The sequence below is a fragment of the Albidovulum sp. genome (assembly GCF_008933605.1).
Lineage (GTDB): Bacteria > Pseudomonadota > Alphaproteobacteria > Rhodobacterales > Rhodobacteraceae > Albidovulum.
Window position 1 is genome coordinate 1 of sequence record NZ_WBUS01000074.1, and the last position, 17,210, is coordinate 17,210.

The 17,210-nt window shown below is 67.9% G+C and carries 17 protein-coding genes, 1 tRNA gene and 1 riboswitch; of the genes, 9 read left to right on the forward strand and 9 right to left on the reverse strand.

The genetic code is table 11. The annotated features are described in order from the left end of the window. The 7 genes from lnt to F9K34_RS11025 form a co-directional block, all read left to right on the forward strand. Window positions 1-1,297, forward strand: a 1,297-nt coding sequence (gene lnt, locus F9K34_RS10995; RefSeq protein WP_291337012.1) for an apolipoprotein N-acyltransferase, incomplete at its 5' end; no start/stop codon positions are given. A 33-nt stretch (window positions 1,298-1,330) separates the two neighbouring features. Beyond that, a riboswitch (SAM-SAH riboswitch) is annotated at window positions 1,331-1,380 on the forward strand. A gap of 5 nt (window positions 1,381-1,385) precedes the next feature. After that, a complete protein-coding gene (gene metK, locus F9K34_RS11000) occupies window positions 1,386-2,552 on the forward strand; it encodes a methionine adenosyltransferase (protein WP_291337013.1) in 1,167 nt (388 codons plus the stop codon). A 60-nt stretch (window positions 2,553-2,612) separates the two neighbouring features. Beyond that, on the forward strand, window positions 2,613-3,248 hold the full coding sequence (locus F9K34_RS11005; protein ID WP_291337014.1) for a hypothetical protein: 636 nt from the start codon (window positions 2,613-2,615) through the stop codon (window positions 3,246-3,248). A gap of 86 nt (window positions 3,249-3,334) precedes the next feature. Next, window positions 3,335-4,033 carry a tRNA (guanine(46)-N(7))-methyltransferase TrmB gene (gene trmB, locus F9K34_RS11010; protein ID WP_291337015.1) on the forward strand — a complete coding sequence of 233 codons (699 nt, stop codon included), beginning with the start codon at window positions 3,335-3,337 and terminating at the stop codon, window positions 4,031-4,033. A 108-nt stretch (window positions 4,034-4,141) separates the two neighbouring features. Beyond that, a complete protein-coding gene (gene aroA, locus F9K34_RS11015; protein ID WP_291337016.1) occupies window positions 4,142-5,491 on the forward strand; it encodes a 3-phosphoshikimate 1-carboxyvinyltransferase in 1,350 nt (449 codons plus the stop codon). After that, a complete protein-coding gene (locus tag F9K34_RS11020) occupies window positions 5,488-5,982 on the forward strand; it encodes a hypothetical protein (protein ID WP_291337017.1) in 495 nt (164 codons plus the stop codon). Before aroA ends, F9K34_RS11020 begins: the two co-directional genes overlap by 4 nt. A 53-nt stretch (window positions 5,983-6,035) precedes the next feature. After that, window positions 6,036-7,289 (forward strand): DNA polymerase IV, encoded by a 1,254-nt coding sequence (locus F9K34_RS11025; RefSeq protein WP_291337018.1) that lies wholly within the window; start codon window positions 6,036-6,038, stop codon window positions 7,287-7,289. On the opposite strand, the gene F9K34_RS11030 is transcribed toward F9K34_RS11025, so the two are convergent. Further along, complete coding sequence (locus F9K34_RS11030) at window positions 7,290-8,150, reverse strand: N-formylglutamate amidohydrolase (protein ID WP_291337019.1); 861 nt, start codon at window positions 8,148-8,150, stop codon at window positions 7,290-7,292. Window positions 8,151-8,302: 152 nt separating this feature from the next. Between F9K34_RS11030 and F9K34_RS11035 the strand changes: the two genes are divergently transcribed. Both F9K34_RS11035 and ykgO read left to right on the forward strand, forming a co-directional pair. Beyond that, window positions 8,303-8,377 (forward strand) — tRNA-Val (locus F9K34_RS11035). 66 nt (window positions 8,378-8,443) lie between these two features. Beyond that, entirely contained in the window at window positions 8,444-8,569 is a 126-nt protein-coding gene (gene ykgO / locus F9K34_RS11040) for a type B 50S ribosomal protein L36 (RefSeq protein ID WP_036635318.1), read from the forward strand. A gap of 74 nt (window positions 8,570-8,643) precedes the next feature. Here ykgO and F9K34_RS11045 read toward each other — a convergent pair whose 3' ends face one another. The 8 genes from F9K34_RS11045 to F9K34_RS11080 all read right to left on the reverse strand — a co-directional run bounded on the left by F9K34_RS11045 (window position 8,644) and on the right by F9K34_RS11080 (window position 17,107). Beyond that, entirely contained in the window at window positions 8,644-10,269 is a 1,626-nt protein-coding gene (locus F9K34_RS11045) for a peptidoglycan-binding domain-containing protein (protein WP_291337020.1), read from the reverse strand. 90 nt (window positions 10,270-10,359) lie between these two features. Then, complete coding sequence (locus tag F9K34_RS11050; RefSeq protein ID WP_291337021.1) at window positions 10,360-11,529, reverse strand: phenylacetate--CoA ligase family protein; 1,170 nt, start codon at window positions 11,527-11,529, stop codon at window positions 10,360-10,362. 14 nt (window positions 11,530-11,543) lie between these two features. Continuing rightward, on the reverse strand, window positions 11,544-12,365 hold the full coding sequence (locus F9K34_RS11055) for an ABC transporter ATP-binding protein (protein WP_291337022.1): 822 nt from the start codon (window positions 12,363-12,365) through the stop codon (window positions 11,544-11,546). Between the two features lie 133 nt (window positions 12,366-12,498). Beyond that, window positions 12,499-13,779 carry an ABC transporter substrate-binding protein gene (locus tag F9K34_RS11060; protein ID WP_291337023.1) on the reverse strand — a complete coding sequence of 427 codons (1,281 nt, stop codon included), beginning with the start codon at window positions 13,777-13,779 and terminating at the stop codon, window positions 12,499-12,501. Between the two features lie 72 nt (window positions 13,780-13,851). Beyond that, on the reverse strand, window positions 13,852-14,928 hold the full coding sequence (locus F9K34_RS11065; RefSeq protein WP_291337024.1) for a branched-chain amino acid ABC transporter permease: 1,077 nt from the start codon (window positions 14,926-14,928) through the stop codon (window positions 13,852-13,854). 86 nt (window positions 14,929-15,014) lie between these two features. Beyond that, window positions 15,015-15,266 carry a hypothetical protein gene (locus F9K34_RS11070; protein WP_291337025.1) on the reverse strand — a complete coding sequence of 84 codons (252 nt, stop codon included), beginning with the start codon at window positions 15,264-15,266 and terminating at the stop codon, window positions 15,015-15,017. Window positions 15,267-15,269: 3 nt separating this feature from the next. After that, complete coding sequence (locus tag F9K34_RS11075) at window positions 15,270-16,256, reverse strand: branched-chain amino acid ABC transporter permease (RefSeq protein WP_291337026.1); 987 nt, start codon at window positions 16,254-16,256, stop codon at window positions 15,270-15,272. Between the two features lie 32 nt (window positions 16,257-16,288). Further along, complete coding sequence (locus F9K34_RS11080; protein ID WP_291337027.1) at window positions 16,289-17,107, reverse strand: ABC transporter ATP-binding protein; 819 nt, start codon at window positions 17,105-17,107, stop codon at window positions 16,289-16,291. Window positions 17,108-17,210 lie beyond the last annotated feature (103 nt).

The window sequence follows — 17,210 nt, forward strand, 5'->3', positions numbered from 1 at the left end:
CTTCTGGATCGTGGAGCCGTTCCTGATCGAGATCGGACGCCACGGCTGGATGGCGCCCTTCGCGCTTTTCCTTATGGCCGCCGGGATGGGGGCGTTCTGGGCTCTGGCGGGCGGCATCGCGGGTATGGGTCGCACCGATGCCGCCCGTGCGCTCGGCTTTGCGGCGGGACTTGCCGCCTCCGACCTCCTGCGCGGCTACGTCTTCACCGGGTTCCCGTGGGCGCTCATCGGTCACATCTGGATCGGCACGCCGGTCATGCAGGCGGCGGCATGGGTCGGACCCGTGGGACTGACGGCGCTGACGGCGCTGGCATTGGCGCTACCCTTCCTTGGCCGGAGCCTCTGGCGGCGCGCGGCGCTCGCCGCGCTCTCGGCCCTGATGCTCGGCGCTTTCTGGGTCGCGGGGGCGGCGCGGCTCGCCACGCCCGATCCGGCGCGCGAACCGGCCATCCGCGTGCGTCTCGTCCAGCCCGACGCCGACCAGCGGCTGAAGTGGCGGGGCGACATGTGGCAGGTGTTCCTCGACCGGCTGCTGATCGCCAGCGCAGAACCGGCCGAGAAGCCTCTCGACCTCATAGTCTGGCCGGAAACCGCCGTGCCGTTCCTCCTCGAACGCTCGCGCGCCTTCCTGTCCGGCGAGCTTGCCGTCGCGGCGCAGGGTGTGCCCGTCGCCACTGGCATCCAGCGGGCCGAGGGGACACGCTATTTCAACAGCCTCGCGGTGATCGACCCCCGGGGAGCGGTCGCCGCGACCTACGACAAGTGGCACCTCGTCCCCTTCGGCGAGTACGTCCCAATGGCCGAGATCGCCGCCCGCTTCGGGCTTGCCGCCTTCGCCGCGCAGGAGGGCTACGGCTACACGGCCGGTCCCGGAGCCCGGGTGCTCGACCTCGGGCCGGCGGGGAAGGTGCTGCCCCTCATCTGCTACGAGGCGGTCTTCCCGCAGGACCTGAATGCCGCGCCGGAACGCGCCGACTGGGTGTTGCAGATCACCAACGACGGCTGGTTCGGCAGGATCGCCGGACCCTACCAGCACCTCGCGCAAGCGCGGCTGCGGGCCGTCGAACAGGGATTGCCGGTGCTCAGGGCTGCGAATACCGGCGTGACGGCGGTGATCGACGCGAAGGGCCGCATCCTGCGGTCGTTGCCACTCGGCGCGCAGGGCTGGTTCGACGCCGACGTGCCGCCAGCTCTCCCTCCCACGTTTTATGCCAGAACAGGCGACCTCCCGGCGACAATCGCCGTCCTCGCGGCGATATTGGCTCTGGTGCTCTGGCGCAGGCTACAATCGCATTGACCGCATCCCCGCGCGCGGCTAGGCAGGGCCGTCGAACCGCCACAACGGCTTCCTGGCGTGGCGGGGATCACCCCAATGGAGCATTTTCATGTCCCGCCAGAATTACGTCTTCACCTCCGAAAGCGTTTCGGAAGGGCACCCCGACAAGGTGTGCGACCGCATTTCCGATGCCGTCCTCGATGCCTTCCTTACCGAGGACCCCCATTCCCGCGTTGCCTGCGAGACCTTCGCGACGACCGACCGCGTCGTCGTCGGCGGCGAGGTGCGCGGTCCGGGCAGCGTCATTGCCCGCGTCGAGGAAATTGTGCGCAGCTGCGTCAAGGACATCGGCTACGAGCAGGAGGGATTCCACTGGGCCAACCTGAAGGTCGACAGTTACCTGCACGCACAGTCGGCCGACATCGCCCAGGGCGTGGACGCCTCGGGCGAGAAGGACGAAGGTGCGGGCGACCAGGGGATCATGTTCGGCTATGCGGTGGACGAGACCCCCGAACTGATGCCGGCGCCGATCCAGTACGCGCACGCGATCCTGCGTCGGCTCTCCGAGGTACGGAAGAACCACATCGAGCCGAAGCTTGGCCCCGATGCCAAATCGCAGCTTTCGATCCGCTACGAGGGCGGCAAGCCGGTCGGGGTAACCTCGCTGGTGCTCTCGACCCAGCACCTTGACCCCACGCTGTCCTCCGCCGACGTCCGCGCCATCGTGGAGCCGTATATCCGCGAGGTCCTGCCGCAGGGCTGGCTGACCGGCAATACCGAATGGCACGTGAACCCGACGGGCAAGTTCGTGATCGGCGGCCCCGACGGCGACGCCGGGCTGACCGGGCGCAAGATCATCGTCGACACCTACGGCGGCGCGGCCCCGCATGGCGGCGGCGCCTTCTCGGGCAAGGACCCGACCAAGGTGGACCGCTCGGCCGCCTATGCCGCGCGCTATCTCGCCAAGAACGTGGTGGCGGCGGGGCTTGCCCGGCGCTGCACGCTGCAGCTTTCCTACGCCATCGGCGTGGCGAAGCCGCTGTCGATCTATGTCGATACGCATGGCACGGGCATCGTCGACGAGGCGGCTATCGAGAAGGCCGTCGGCAAGGTCATGGACCTGACGCCACGCGGGATTCGCACCCATCTCGGCCTCAACAAGCCGATCTACCAGCGCACTGCCGCCTACGGCCACTTCGGGCGCAAACCCGATGCGGATGGCGGGTTCAGCTGGGAAAAGACAGATCTCGTCGAAGCGCTGAAGAAGGCGGTCTGACGGACCGCCGCAACCGGCGCGGGTCCTTCCCCCGTCGCGGATGACCCTTGCGGAGGTGCGATGCGGACCCTCATCCTTGCGATGCTGCTGGCGCTTGTGGCGGCGGCACCCTCTGCCGGCGAAACAGCGACGCCCGTCGCGTCCAAGTTCCGCGCCGAGGGCACGGTCCTCGTCTATGACACCGAGGCTGCGGGCGAGAAGGGTGAGATCGAGCCGGACGACATCGAGGGCCTGAGATCGGCCCTGCGCGCGAGCCCCGGGACAACGAGGTTGCGGCTCAACAGCGCCGGCGGCAGCATCTGGGCGGCGGAGGACATGGCCCGGATCGTCACCGACTTCGACCTCGACACCGAGGTGGACGGCGAATGTTCCTCCTCCTGCGTCACGGTCTTTCTCGGCGGCAAGGCGCGGACGATGACGCGCGGGTCCAGGATCGGGCTCCATTCCCGCTGGTGGGCGCCCGAGGACGTGCAGAACTACTACGAGCGGAACAAGGCAGAGGAACACTGGGCGAGCCCGTTCGACTTCGGATCGTGGATCTACGAGGACACCCAGGCCGAGATCTACGAGGCGCTTTCCTACGTCGTCTCGCGCGGGGTGGACCCCGGCTTTGCCATCGAAATGCACGCGCCCCGCGATTCGATGTGGTATCCCGGCCGGGCGCAGCTGGAAGAGGCGGGTGTGCTCAGGCCATGACCGCGGAGCGACGATCCGGCGGGCTTGACCGCGGCGAACGTGCCTGGATAGACGACGCAGCCGGCAAGCGACCGGCCCGGACCAAGATGAACGACAAGACCGACAAGACCGAGTGGCGCAACTTCTACGGCCGCATCCGCGGCAAGACGATGCGCGCCAGCCAGAAGGCCTACCTTGCCGAGGATCTCGGCGCGCTACGGCCCCGCGGCGTCAGCCGCGACGAGAACCCCGGCCGGCAGCCGATCGACCCCGGGACGATCTTCGGCGATGCCCGCCCGGTCTGGCTGGAAATCGGCTTCGGCGGGGGCGAACACCTCGTCCACATGGCGGCGCGGTACCCGGAGGTCGGCATCATCGGGGCGGAGCCCTACATCAACGGCGTGGCGATGCTTCTCGGCAAGATCCGCGCCGCAGGCGCCGGCAATCTCGCCGTCCATCCGGGCGATGCGCGCGACCTGATGGAGGTGCTGCCGGCGGCGTCGGTCGCGAAGGCATTCCTCAACTACCCGGACCCCTGGCCGAAGCGACGCCACCACCGGCGCCGCTTCGTCACGCCCGATCACCTGCTGCCGCTCGCCCGAGTGATGCGGCGGGGCGCGGAGTTCCGGATGGCCACCGACATTGCCGACTATGTCCGGCAGGCACTGGAGGAGGTGCCAGGGGCGGGCTTTGCGCTGGTGTCCGAGAGCAGCGCACCGTGGAAGGACTGGCTCTCCACCCGCTATGAGCAGAAGGCGCTGCGCGAAGGCCGCGAGCCGCATTACCTGACCTTCCGCAGGCTTTGACGGCGGAAGCCTCCGGCGGGAGTATATTTTCCACAATGAACGGCGGGGCATGGACCGGCCAGGGGGCTTGCGCTATCAGCGGGACGATTTCGCGCAAGGGAGAAACGCATGTCCGGCCATGGTGAGCCCATTCCGATGACCGCCACACGGTCGGGGCCGCTCAGGGGAACGGCCGAGGTGCCGGGCGACAAGTCGATCTCGCACCGGGCCCTGATCCTTGGCGCGATGGCGGTCGGCGAAACGAAGGTCACCGGGCTCCTGGAAGGGCAGGACGTGCTTGATACGGCCAAGGCGATGCGGGCCTTCGGCGCGGAGGTGACTCGTCACGGGGCCGGCCGCTGGTCGGTACATGGCGTCGGTGTCGGCGGTTTCGCCGAGCCCGAGGATGTCATCGACTGCGGCAATTCCGGCACCGGGGTCCGGCTCATCATGGGGACGATGGCGACGAGCCCGATCACCGCGACCTTCACCGGCGACGCCTCGCTTCGCAAGCGGCCGATGGGGCGCGTGACCGACCCCCTCACGCTCTTCGGCGCGCACGCCTTCGGGCGGCAGGGGGGGCGCCTGCCGATGACGGTGGTGGGCGCGGCCGACCCCGTGCCTGTGCGCTACGTGGTTCCGGTGCCCTCGGCGCAGGTAAAGTCGGCCGTCCTGCTCGCGGGACTGAACGCGCCCGGCCAGACGGTGGTGATCGAGAAGGAGCCGACGCGCGACCATTCGGAACGGATGCTGCGGGGCTTCGGCGCCGATCTGATGGTGGAGAAGACCGCCGAGGGCCGGGTGATCACGCTGACCGGCCAGCCGGAGCTTCGCCCCCAGACGGTCGCCGTTCCGCGCGACCCGTCGTCGGCCGCCTTTCCGGTCTGCGCGGCGCTGATCGTCGAGGACTCAGACATCCTCGTCCCCGGCGTCAGCCAGAACCCGACGCGGAACGGGCTCTACACCACGCTCGTGGAAATGGGGGCCGACATCGAGTTCCTGAACCTGCGCGAGGAAGGCGGCGAGCCGGTGGCGGACCTCAGGGTGCGCGCCTCGGCACTCAAGGGTATCAAGGTGCCCGAGGCGCGGGCCGCTTCGATGATCGACGAGTACCCGATCCTTGCCGCCGTCGCCTCCTTTGCCGAAGGGCGGACGGTGATGCGCGGGGTCAAGGAACTGCGTGTCAAGGAAAGTGACCGGATCGACGCGATGGCGCGCGGGCTCGAGGCCTGCGGCGTACGTGTCGAGGAGCAGGAGGACGTGCTGATAGTCCATGGCATGGGGCCGGGCGGCGTCCCCGGGGGGGCGACGGTTAGGACCCACCTCGACCACCGCATCGCCATGTCCTTCCTCATCCTCGGGCTCGCGGCGAAACGCCCGGTGAGCGTCGACGATGGTTCGCCTATCGCCACGTCCTTCCCGGCGTTCGAGAGCCTGATGACCGGCCTCGGCGCGCCGATCGCGCGGGCGAAGCGGTGACCGACGCGGGGTTCCGTGCACTGACCCTCGCGACGGCGGTCCTCTTTGCCGCGATGGCGCTCGCCAGCCCCATGGCTTGCGGAGGAGTCTGGCGCCTGTGCAGCTTCGACGCGCAGATCGTGCCCTATTCCCCGGCCGAGGCGCGCGCCTATCTGCAAGCCATCGGCCCGGCGATCTGGCGTTACCTCTGGATCGTGCAGCCGCTCGACCTCGTGTTTCCGGCCGCCCTCTGCCTGCTGATCCGGGAAGCCGCGGCACGCTGGGCACCGGAGCGGGGCGCCCGGCGGCTGGGCAAGATGGCGGTCATCTATGCCGGCATCGACTATCTCGAAAACGCCGTCGTCCGCCTGATGCTGGAGCGACCGGGCGGCGACTTCCCGGATATCGCGGCGCGCGCCGCGAGCGGATTGACGCTCGTGAAATGGCTGGTGCTGGCGATCCTCGGCATCGCCCTGGCGCTCCTCTGGTTGCGCCGGCGATCGGCATCCTGACGGCACGCGAGCGCCCCGTTTCGCGCGAAGCTGCAACCGGCTATCCTCGCACCATGCCCGCCCTCTGCCGCGATTGCCTGACCACATTCGACACCGGCAACCGTTGCCCGGCCTGCAGGTCACCGCGCGTCGTCAGCCATCCGGAGCTTTTTACGCTCGCCATCGCACACATGGACTGCGACGCCTTCTACGCGAGCGTGGAAAAGCGCGACGACCCCGCGCTCAGGGCGGTTCCGGTGATCGTCGGCGGGGCGCGGCGGGGCGTCGTCTCGACCTGTTGCTACCTCGCCCGGATCAAGGGAGTGCGCTCGGCCATGCCGATGTTCCAGGCGCTGAAGCTCTGCCCCGAGGCAGTGGTGGTGAAGCCGCGGGGGGCGCATTACGCGGCTGTCTCGCGGCAGATCCGGGCGATGATGGATGAACTCACCCCGGTCATCGAACCCCTGTCGCTCGACGAGGCGTTCCTCGACCTCTCCGGCACCGAGCGTCTGCACCGGGCGCCGCCCGCGGTACTTCTCGCGCGGCTCCTCAATCGGATGGAGACTGAGCTGGGGCTCACGGGCTCGGTCGGCCTGTCGCACAACAAGTTCCTCGCCAAGATCGCCTCCGACCTCGACAAGCCGCGCGGCTTCTCTGTAATCGGGCGGGGCGATACGGCGGCTTTCCTGACGGGCAAGCCGGTCAGGATGATCTGGGGCGTCGGGGCGGCCGGGCAGGCGGCGCTGGAGGCCGCCGGCATCCGCAGCTTCGACGATCTCGCCCGGTGGGAGCGCAAGGACCTCATCCACCGCTTCGGCCAGATCGGCGACCGGCTCTGGCACCTCGCCCGGGGCGAGGACCAGCGCCGGGTGAACCCCAACGAACCGATGAAGTCGATCTCGGCCGAGACGACGTTCGACGAGGATACGGCCGACCGCGCGCTTCTGGACGGCCATGTCTGGCGGCTGGCCGAGAGGGTGACGGATCGCGCGAAGGCGAAGGGTCTCGCCGGCCGCACCGTGACGCTGAAGCTGAAGTGCGCGGACTTCGCGACGATCACCCGGCGGCACTCCCTGCGCGAGCCGACGCAGATGGCCGACCGTCTCTATCAAGCGACGTCGGAGCTGCTGGCCCACGTCGCCGATCCGGGACCCTTCCGGCTCATCGGCGTCGGCCTGTCCGACATCGTGTCCGATGCGTCCGCCGACCTCACCCCCGACCTCCTCGACCCCGGCGCCGCGCGGCGGGCCGGGGCGGAGCGGGCGACGGATGCGATCCGGGCCCGCTTCGGGCCCGATGCCATTGTCAAGGGGCGCAGCTTGCGGTGACTATTCCGCCGCCAGCGGCATCTCTCCCCGCCCGATCGTGGAGATCTCGGCCAGGACGGTCTGGAGCGTGCGGCGGAAGCTCATGAAATTGCCATTCGGCCGGATCTCGCGCTCGTTCATGTAGAGCGAGCGGTCGATCTCCACCTGGATCGCGTGGAATCCGCGCGCCGGCTGGCCATAGGTCTGGGCGATATAGGCGCCGGCGAAGGGCGTGTTGCGCATCGTCCGGAGGCCGGCGCGGGCGAAGGCGGCCTCCACCCGTTCCATGACCTGGCCGGAGGCGGAGGTGCCGAACCGGTCACCGAGCACCACGTCCGGCCGGCGCAGCCCCGAGCTTCCGATACTGTCCATCGCCTCGTGCGGCATGGAATGGACGTCGATCAGCATCGCCTCGCCATATGCCGCCCGCGCGGTTTCCATGAGCCCGCGCAGACAGTCATGGTAGGGGCGCCAGAAGCCGTCAATGCGCGACTCGGCCTCATCGCGCGATATCTTGCCGCGATAGATCGAGCGTCCGCCGGCGACCACGCGCGGGATGACCCCGAGACCGGAGGCGACGCGCGGATTGTGCGCGGCAAGCCTGACGCCCTCGACCAGCGCCGGGTCGAGTTCGTCCGCCGCGCGGTTTAGGTCGAGCCAGGCCCGCGGCGCCGTCGCTGCCAGGAGCGGCGCGCCAAGCACGGGAACCCCGTCGAGGAGCGTGTCGACGAACGCGTCCTCGGACGAACGGATCGTGCGTTCATCGAGTACCGAGGCGCGGAGGAACCCCGCGGGATAATCCCGGCCCGAGTGCGGCGAGGCGAATACGACGCCGGTCAGGCGCCGTTCCGGCATCGTCAGCTGATAGGGCGCGGGGCGCATCCGACCTCCTCGGCAAGCGCGGGGCTATTCCGGCAATATCGGCGGGGTCGAAACCCCTTGCAAGCCTTTGCGACTCCTTTTATAGACCCCGGGACCGACGCGGCGCCGGCTGCGTCCCAATTGTTTTGGGGCGGCGGAATCGTTGACGGAACGGGCGGTTAGCTCAGCGGTAGAGCACTACGTTGACATCGTAGTGGCCACTGGTTCGATCCCAGTACCGCCCACCATTCGCCCCCGAATCGGGGGTATTCGTTCTTAATGGCGCGACGCGCGCCGCGACTAGGAGAAGACCGATGAAGGTCAGGAACTCGCTCCGCTCGCTGAAGTTGCGCCATCGCGACTGTCAGATCGTGCGCCGCAAGGGCCGCGTCTATGTGATCAACAAGACGCAGAAACGCTACAAGGCCCGTCAGGGCTGAACCGCGCCGGAAGGCGCCGTGGCAGGGCCGCCGGGAAACCGGCGGCCCTTCGCTTTGGGCGCGCGGACAGCCAGTCAGAGCGAATCCACCAGGAGCCGCGCTACGGTCTGCTGGTTGACGTAGCCTGTGACCGGAAGTCCCCGCGCCTGCTGGTATCGGCGCAGCGCCCGGCGGGTGTCGGCGTCGAACGTGCCGTCCGTCGGCCCCGGCTTCAGCCCAAGTGCGGCGAGCCGCTGTTCGACGAGCGAACGCATCATCGGGCTGAGGTTCAGCGCGGCCTCCTGTGCCTCGGCGCGCTTCAGCGCGGCGGCCTCGTCGGGGGTCACGCTCAACTCGGCGACTTTCTGGCGCGCCTCCTCGACGAAGGCGCCCTTCGGGTAGGCAGCGAGGTAGTCCTGATAGGACTTGAGCGTGCCGGCCTTCACCGCCGCGTCCCAGGCGGCGCGATCCGCCGCTGCGGCCTCCTCCCGGCGCGCGTCCTCGAACACGGCGAGCCGCTCCTGCGCCAGTTCGGCAAAGAGACCGTCAGGATAGCGCTTGAGATAGGCGCGCAAGCCCGCCTCGTCGCCCGCCGCGCCGGTCTGGTCCCAGTAGAGCCTGTCCTGGCGGTCCTGCTCCGCCTTGCGCGCGGCGGCCTCGGCCTCCAGCTCCGCCGCGCGGCGGGCGGCTTGGGCGCCAAGCGTGGAGACTTGCGCGGCGGTCAGGAAACCTGTCGCTGCCTCGCCGTTGCGCTTCTGCCAGGCGGCGATGGCGTTGCGCGACCCGGCACCGAAAAGGCCGTCGATTCCCTTCGGGTCGATGTCGAGGATCGAGAGGTCCCGCTGAATCTGACGCCGCTCCTCGCGGGTCAGCGCCAGCGCCTCCTCGGTCGCCCGCGCCTGCGCCACGGGATCGCCCAGCGCCGCCATCGCCGCGCGGGCGTCGGCGGCATGGGCGCCGGTGGGGTAGCGGTCGAGATAGGCCTGGTAGGCCGCGCGGGACGCGATCGCTGACGTCGCCCTCCAGAACGCCGCCTCGGCGTCAAGGGCGGGCGCGGGAGCACCTGCGGTGGCGGAAAGGAATGCCTCGTAACCCCCGCGGAAGCCCGTCACCGTCAGGCCCTCTGCCGCCGCCGAAATCTCGGCCAGGGTCGCGCCCCTCCTGTCCGGGAGCATGGCAGCGAAAGCCGCGACCGTTTCGGCATCGCCGGCCATGAGCGTCACGCCCTGTGGCACCTCCACCGCGCCGATCCCGGGCGCAAGCCCGCGGCCAAGGTCGAAGTCGCGCTCCTCGGTTCCGAGCAGGACCAGCGCACCGCCCGGCCGTTCCGCCGCAATGGCGAGTACCTGCGACAGCGGAAGGGCCATTCCGTCGACCGTGGCCACCGTCGGCGCCTGGGCCGCGGTGCCGAGAAGCCAGGTTTCGCCTGCCGCATGGACGAAATGGCCGGCGAGCAGGATGACGCTGCGACCGGGCCGGACGGTATCGGCATAGTGCTCGGCGAGGAGCGCCTGCATCTCGCCGTCGCCGAGGTCGGCGCCTCTGCGGATGACGAATCCGGCACGCTCCAGCGGCCGCGCGGCATCGAGCGCATCGTCCGCGGCCGAGATGTCCGCGCCCGCGCGGTAGTTCTCGTTGCCGATGATCAGGGCGGCATCCTGCGCCGTGGCCGGGCCGGCAAGGCAGATCAGGGCGGCGAGACGGGCGACGTGGGGATTCATGACGACCTCCGGGCTTTGGTGCGGCCACACTAGCGTCGGAGACAACGTTATTCGATCACGCCCGGTTCCGGCCCGGCGGGGTTTCGCCCATCAGTCGTAGCGCCGCCGATCCTCGATCACCTTGCCGTCGTTGGGCAGGGCGCCCTTCGGCACGATCTCGATCCGGCCGCGCAGCTTCAGCACGTCCATCACGGATTTCTGGTAGGCAGTTGCGTCCCCGCCGGCGCTTTCGACCTGTACCGTCATCGCGTCCGTCTCGCCCTCGCGCGTGGCGACGACGCGGGCGCGCGAAATCTCCGGGTGGCGGCCGACGAACTCGGCCACCTGCTCGGGCCGGACGAACATGCCCTTGATCTTTGTCGTCTGGTCCGCCCGGCCCATCCAGCCCCGGATGCGCAGGTTGGTACGACCGCAGGGACTCTGCCCGGGCATCACCGCCGAGAGATCGCCGGTGGCGAAGCGGATCAGCGGATAGTCGGGGTTGAGCGTCGTCACCACGACCTCGCCAACCTCGCCATCCGGCACCGGGTCGCCGGTGCCGGGGCGCACGATCTCCACGATCACGCCCTCGTCCACGATCATCCCCTCCTGCGCCGCGCTTTCGTAGGCGATGTTGCCGAGGTCCGCGGTCGCGTAGCATTGCAGGCAGGCGATGCCGCGGTCGGCGTATTCCTTGCGCAGCGACGGGAAGAGCGCCCCACCCCCCACGGCAGCGCGGGTGATCTTCAACCGCTCGCCCATTTCCGCGGCCCGGTCGAGGATGACCTTGAGGTAGTCCGGCGTGCCGGCATAGGCGGTGGTGCCGATGTCGGCGGCGGCGCGGACCTGAAGGTCGGTCTGGCCGGTGCCGGCGGGCAGGACTGCCGCGCCCACGGCCCGCGCGCCGCTCTCGAAGATCATGCCGGCGGGCGTCAGGTGATAGCCGAAGCAATTCTGCACGACGTCGCCCGGCCCGATGCCGCAGGCATGGAGGAACCGGCCCATCCGCCACCAGTCATGACTTACCCCGCCCGGTTCGTAGATCGGCCCCGGCGACTGGAAGACATGGGCGGCATTGGCGACCGGCAGCCCACCGAAGGGTGGGCGGGCCTTCTGCCGGGCGGAAAGCTCGGACTTCCTCAGGACAGGCAACCGGGCGAGGTCGGAAAGCGCTCCGACGGGGGCAAGGCCGTTCTGCGCGAGCCGGGCGTTCAGCGCGGCAAGCTGCGCGGCGGCCCGTTCATCGGCCGAGCGTGTCTCGAGCGCGTCGTAATGGGTCACGATCGTATCCCTCATCAGGAAAGCCAGCGTTTGCGGCGCCGGTAGGAGCGAACATCCCGGAATGACTTCCGGCCTTCGTCGGACATGCCGAGGTAGAATTCCTTCACGTCCGGATTCTCGCGGAGGTCGGCGGCCGGGCCGTCCATGACGACGCGTCCGGATTCCAGGATGTAGCCGTAATGGGCGTAGCGCAGGGCCACGTTGGTGTTCTGTTCGGCCAGAAGGAAGGTCACGCCCTCCTTCTCGTTCACCGCTTTCACGATCTCGAAGATCTGCTCCACCAGTTGCGGGGCGAGGCCCATGGAGGGCTCGTCGAGAAGGACCGTCTCGGGTCGGGACATCAGCGCGCGGCCGATCGCGACCATCTGCTGTTCGCCGCCCGAGGTATAGCCGGCCTGGCTCTTCCGCCGTTCCTTCAGGCGCGGGAAATAGCCGTAGACCATGTCCAGGTCGCTCTGGATCGCCGCCCTTCCGTCGCCTCGGGTGTAGGCGCCGGTGAGGAGGTTTTCCTCCACGGTCAGGTGGCCGAAGCAGTGGCGCCCCTCCATCACCTGGATCACGCCCAACTTCACGAGCTGGGCCGGGTCGAGATCCTGCACCCGCTCGCCCCGGTAGAGGATCGCGCCCTTGGTTACCTCGCCGCGCTCGGAATGGAGCAGGTTGGAGATCGCCTTCAGCGTGGTGGTCTTTCCCGCACCGTTGCCGCCCAGAAGGGCAGTGATGCCGCCCTTCGGGACGCTCAGGCTGACACCCTTTAGCACAAGGATCACATGGTTATAGATCACCTCGATGTTGTTGACCTCGAGCAGGGTCTCGGTCTTTGCGGCATCGAGCATGGCGTCGCCCTTTCCATCGGCACTTGCGCGCCCCCGACAGTTCCGGGGCGTCGGTGGTGGCGCGCGGCGGCATGATCCGCCGCGCCCCTGTCAGACATTCCGGGCCAGGCCCGGGACGACCGTCTCGCGGCGGTCAGTTGCAGCGTTCGGCGATGTTATTTTCGGCGGCGAAGGCGGCCGAGTCCTCCATCACCAGCGGCACCAGGACCTCGTCGTCGGGCGCGATGAAGTCCGTGATGAGGCTCCATTTCTTCGCCGCCGCGTCCCACTGCTGGATCAGCGCTGCACCCGGGCCACCGTGATCCTCGCAGCTCGCCTTGAAGGCCTGGCCGAAGTTCGGCAGGCCGAGCTCGGTCATGCGTTCCTGCGTGATCTCAAGCTGCTCGAACCCGTCGCGGAGCTGCACCGCGTTGATCGCGGAGGTGCCGGCCAGTTCCTGCGCCTTGCGGATCGCTTCGGAGATGACGAGCGCTGCGTACATGCCGCGCGAGTAGAGCACCGAGCCCACCTGATCGCCCGCGCCCGACGCCTTGCCGGCGTCGTAGACATACTGCTTCAGGTCGGCATAGACCGGATAGTCCATCCCGGTGCCGTGCATGGCGAGCGACTTGTAGCCGTTGGCGCCGTCGCCCGCAGGCAGCACGTCGTTTTCCGAACCCGACCACCAGACGCCGATGAAGTTCTCCATCGGATACTTGATGTTCGCCGCCTCCTGGATCGCCACGGCGTTCATCACGCCCCAGCCCCACATCAGAACGTAGTCGGGCTTGTCACGGCGAATCTGCAGCCACTGACTCTTCTGCTCCTGGCCCGGATGGTCGACCGGAATCTCGATCAGGGTGTAGCCGTGCTTCTTCGAAAGCTCGGTCAGCGTGCGGATCGGCTCCTTCCCGTAGGCGGAGTTGTGATAGACGAGCGCGATCTTCTTGCCGTTCAGGTCGCCGCCGTTCTGGTCGAGCAGATACTTGATCGCCACCGAGGCGGCATCCCAGTAGTTCGCAGGGTAGTTGAACACCCACTCGAAGACCTTCCCGTTCGCGGCCGAGGTGCGGCCGTAACCCGGGGTGTAGAGCGGGATCTTGTCGGCGCTGACCTTCGGGATGAGCTGGTAGGTGATCCCGGTCGAGAGCGGGTTGTAGACAAGCGCGCCCGAACCCTTCGTCGCCTCGTAGCACTCCACCCCCTTCTCGGTGTTGTAGGCGGTCTCACATTCCGGGGTGACGACCTTCTCGCCGCCGATGCCGCCGTCGCGCTCGTTCAGGAGCGTGAAGTAGTCGTTGAATCCGTCGGCATAGGGAATGCCGCCCGGCGCATAAGGCCCGGTGCGGTAGCTGAGGTTCGGGACCACAAGCTCGGCCATCGCGGGCGTCGCGGCGGCCAGGGCCAGGGCGAGCGCAGTCAGGGTCTTTCTCATCAGGGTCTCCTCCCAAGGGTTGTCGAATATATGGCGCCGGCCGGTATGCCGGTCTTGTGGTTGGGCGGCCCCCTAGTGCGGGAAGGGCCAGAGCCGGAGTTTTTCCTTTGCCAGTCGCCAGAGCTGGGCGAGCCCGTGCGGCTCTGCGATGAGGAAGATCACGATCAGCCCGCCGACGATCATCAGCTCCACATGCGCGGCAAGATCCGTCGCCCACCCGAACTGGCCCACGAGGATGTTCTTCAAGAGCACCGGCAGGAGGACGAGGAAGGCCGCGCCCGCGAAACTGCCGAAGATCGAGCCGAGGCCGCCGATGATGATCATGAAGAGGACGAGGAACGATTTCTGGATGCCGAAGGCCTCGCCCACCTCGACCGCGCCGAGATAGACCGAGAAGAAGAGGGCACCGGCCACGCCGATGTAGAAGGACGAGACCGCGAAGGCGGTGAGCTTCGTCGTCAGCGGGTTGACCCCGATGATCTCCGCCGCGATGTCCATGTCGCGGATCGCCATCCACTTCCTGCCCACCGTGCCGCGCGTGAGGTTCCGCGCGAGCCAGGCCAGCGCGAAGAGGATGATGAGGCAGAAGAGATACTTCGCCGCCGCCGTCGTTCCCGCGCCCGTCACCGCATGGCCGAGAAAGGTCCGCTCCGGCGCCGAGATCTGGCCCGAAGCGGAATAGTTGTAGAACCACGGCACCTTGTTGAAGAGCCAGACAAGGAAGAACTGCGCGGCGAGCGTGGCGACCGCGAGGTAGAAGCCCTTGATCCGGAGCGAGGGCAGGCCGAACAGGACCCCCACGGCGGCCGTGATTCCGCCGGCGAGGAGCACATGGATCAGGATCGAGACCTCGGGGAAGGCTGTCATCAGCTTGTAGCAGGCATAGGCCCCCACCGCCATGAAGCCGCCGGTGCCGAGCGAGACCTGACCGCAGTAACCGGTGAGGATGTTGAGCCCGATCGCGGCGATCGCATAGATCAGGAAGGGCACGAGGACGGCGTTCGCCCAGTAGTCGTTGATCAGGAACGGCACGACCCCGAAGGCCACGGCGACCACGGCGTAATAGCGCAAGCGGTCGAACCGGATGGGGAAAGTCTGTGCATCGTCGACATAGCGCGTCTTGAAGTCGCCGGCCTCGCGGTAGAACACGTCTCAGCCCTCCATTTTCCTGTCAGGCCGGGGGTTCCGCCCGCGGACTTCGAGAGTATTCCGGCAACGAAGATGCGCCGGCGCGGTCATGCCTGCCCCTCCGGCGTGCGGTGGTGCTCGCGCGCAACCTGGTTGGAGCGCCTCGCGTAGCCAGTCGCCTCGGAATGGCGAACGAGCCAGAGCCAGGCGACGATGCCGACCGCACCTCCCAGGGCCGCGAGGACGAGCGCGATGGTGACGTGGGGACCGTCGGCCGGGACTCCGGTCAGCGCGATGTAGCCGAAGGCCCAGAAGCCGGCCCAGGCGATGATGTTCAGGATGGCGATCAGTTTCGGCATGACTCAGACCCTTTCGATGATGCGTTCACCGAAGAGACCCTGCGGCCGGAACACGAGGAACAGAAGAGCGAGAACATAGGCGAACCAGTTTTCCGTGGCGCCGCCGATCATCGGGCCGATGAAGAACTCGAAGAGCTTCTCGCCCATGCCGATGATGAGCCCGCCGACGATGGCGCCTGGGATCGAGGTGAAGCCGCCGAGCATGAGGACCGGCAGCGCCTTGAGCGCGATCAGCGAGAGCGAGAACTGGACACCGGATTTCGAACCCCACATGATGCCCGCGACCAGCGCCACGAAGCCCGCGATGGACCAGACCAGCACCCAGATGAAGCGGAGCGAGATGCCGACCGAGAGCGCCGCCTGATGGTCGTCGGCCACCGCCCTGAGTGCCCGGCCCTGCTTGGAATACTGGCTGAAGAGTGTCAGCGAGATCACCAGCAGCGCCGCGACGACCGAGGCCACGATGTCGAGGTTGTCGACGAAGAAGCCGTAGCCGAGAAGGCTTCCGGTGACGCTTTCCACCGTTTCGTTGATACCCTGCGGAAGGCCCACGTCGAGCGTCTTGATGTCGGCGCCCCACATGATGTCGCCGAGCCCCTCGAGGAAATAGGCCATCCCGATCGTCGCCATGAAGAGGATGATCGGCGGCTGGTTCACGAGGTGCTTGAGAACATAGCGCTCGATGACGATGGCGAGGAGGACCATCACCCCGGCGGCGAGCGCGATGGCGACGATGGCCGGCAGGCGCCAGCCGAAGTGGTGCAACTCGGTGCCGAATACGGCATTGATCAGATGCGCGAAGGGCACCTGCCCGTCCTGGAACCCGACCAGCGTCAGTGCGGCGAAGAGCGCGAGCACCCCCTGCGCGTAGTTGAAGATGCCCGACGCCTTGAAGATCAGGACGAAGCCGAGCGCCACGAGCGAATACATCACCCCCGCCATGAGGCCGTTCAACCCCGCCTCCATCGCGTAGAGAAGCTGGTCAGGCATGGCGATCCTTCCCCTGGCGTTTTCCGGTCCGGTCAGTCATGGGCGACCCCCAGGTATGCGGCGATAACGTCGGGGTTGCTTCGCACCTCGTCCGGCGTGCCGTCGCCGATCTTCTTGCCGTAGTCCATCACGACGACCCGGTCGGACAGGTCCATCACCACGCCCATGTCATGCTCGATGAGGACGATGGTGGTGCCGAACTCGTCGTTCACGTCGAGGATGAAGCGGGACATGTCCTCCTTCTCCTCGACGTTCATGCCGGCCATCGGCTCGTCGAGAAGGAGGAGCCTCGGCTCGGCGGCCAGCGCGCGGGCAAGCTCCACGCGCTTCTTCAACCCGTAGGGCAGGCGGCCGACCGGTGTTTTCCGGATGTTCTGGATTTCGAGGAAGTCGATGATCTTCTCGACCTTATCTCGATGTGCCGTTTCCTCGCGCTCGGCCGAGCCCCACCAGATCGCCTGCGACAGGAGTCCCGACTTCATCAGCGTCAGCCGCCCCGTCATGATGTTGTCGAGCACGGACATCCCGTCGAAGAGCGCGATGTTCTGGAAGGTGCGGGCGATCCCGAGGCGGGCCACCTGATAGGGCCGCATCGGGCCGCGCCGGTAGCCCTTGAACCAGACCTCGCCCTCCTGCGGGACATAGAAGCCCGAGATGACGTTGAGCATGGAAGACTTGCCCGCCCCGTTCGGCCCGATGATGGCGCGGATCTCGCCCTCGCGGATGTCGAAGGAAATGTCGGTGATCGCCTTCACGCCGCCGAAGCGCAGGGTGATGTTCTTCATCTCCATGAGTACGCCGCCGATCCTGCGGCCGTCGGGGGTGGTGTAGCCTTCGGTCATGTCCTTCATGGCTGTCCCTCCGGCATGAACGCACAGGCCCCGCCTCCCATCCGTCCCCACGAGGCGGGAGGCGGGGCAGGACGGGGACGTTCAGCACTTCCCCTCCCGCGGG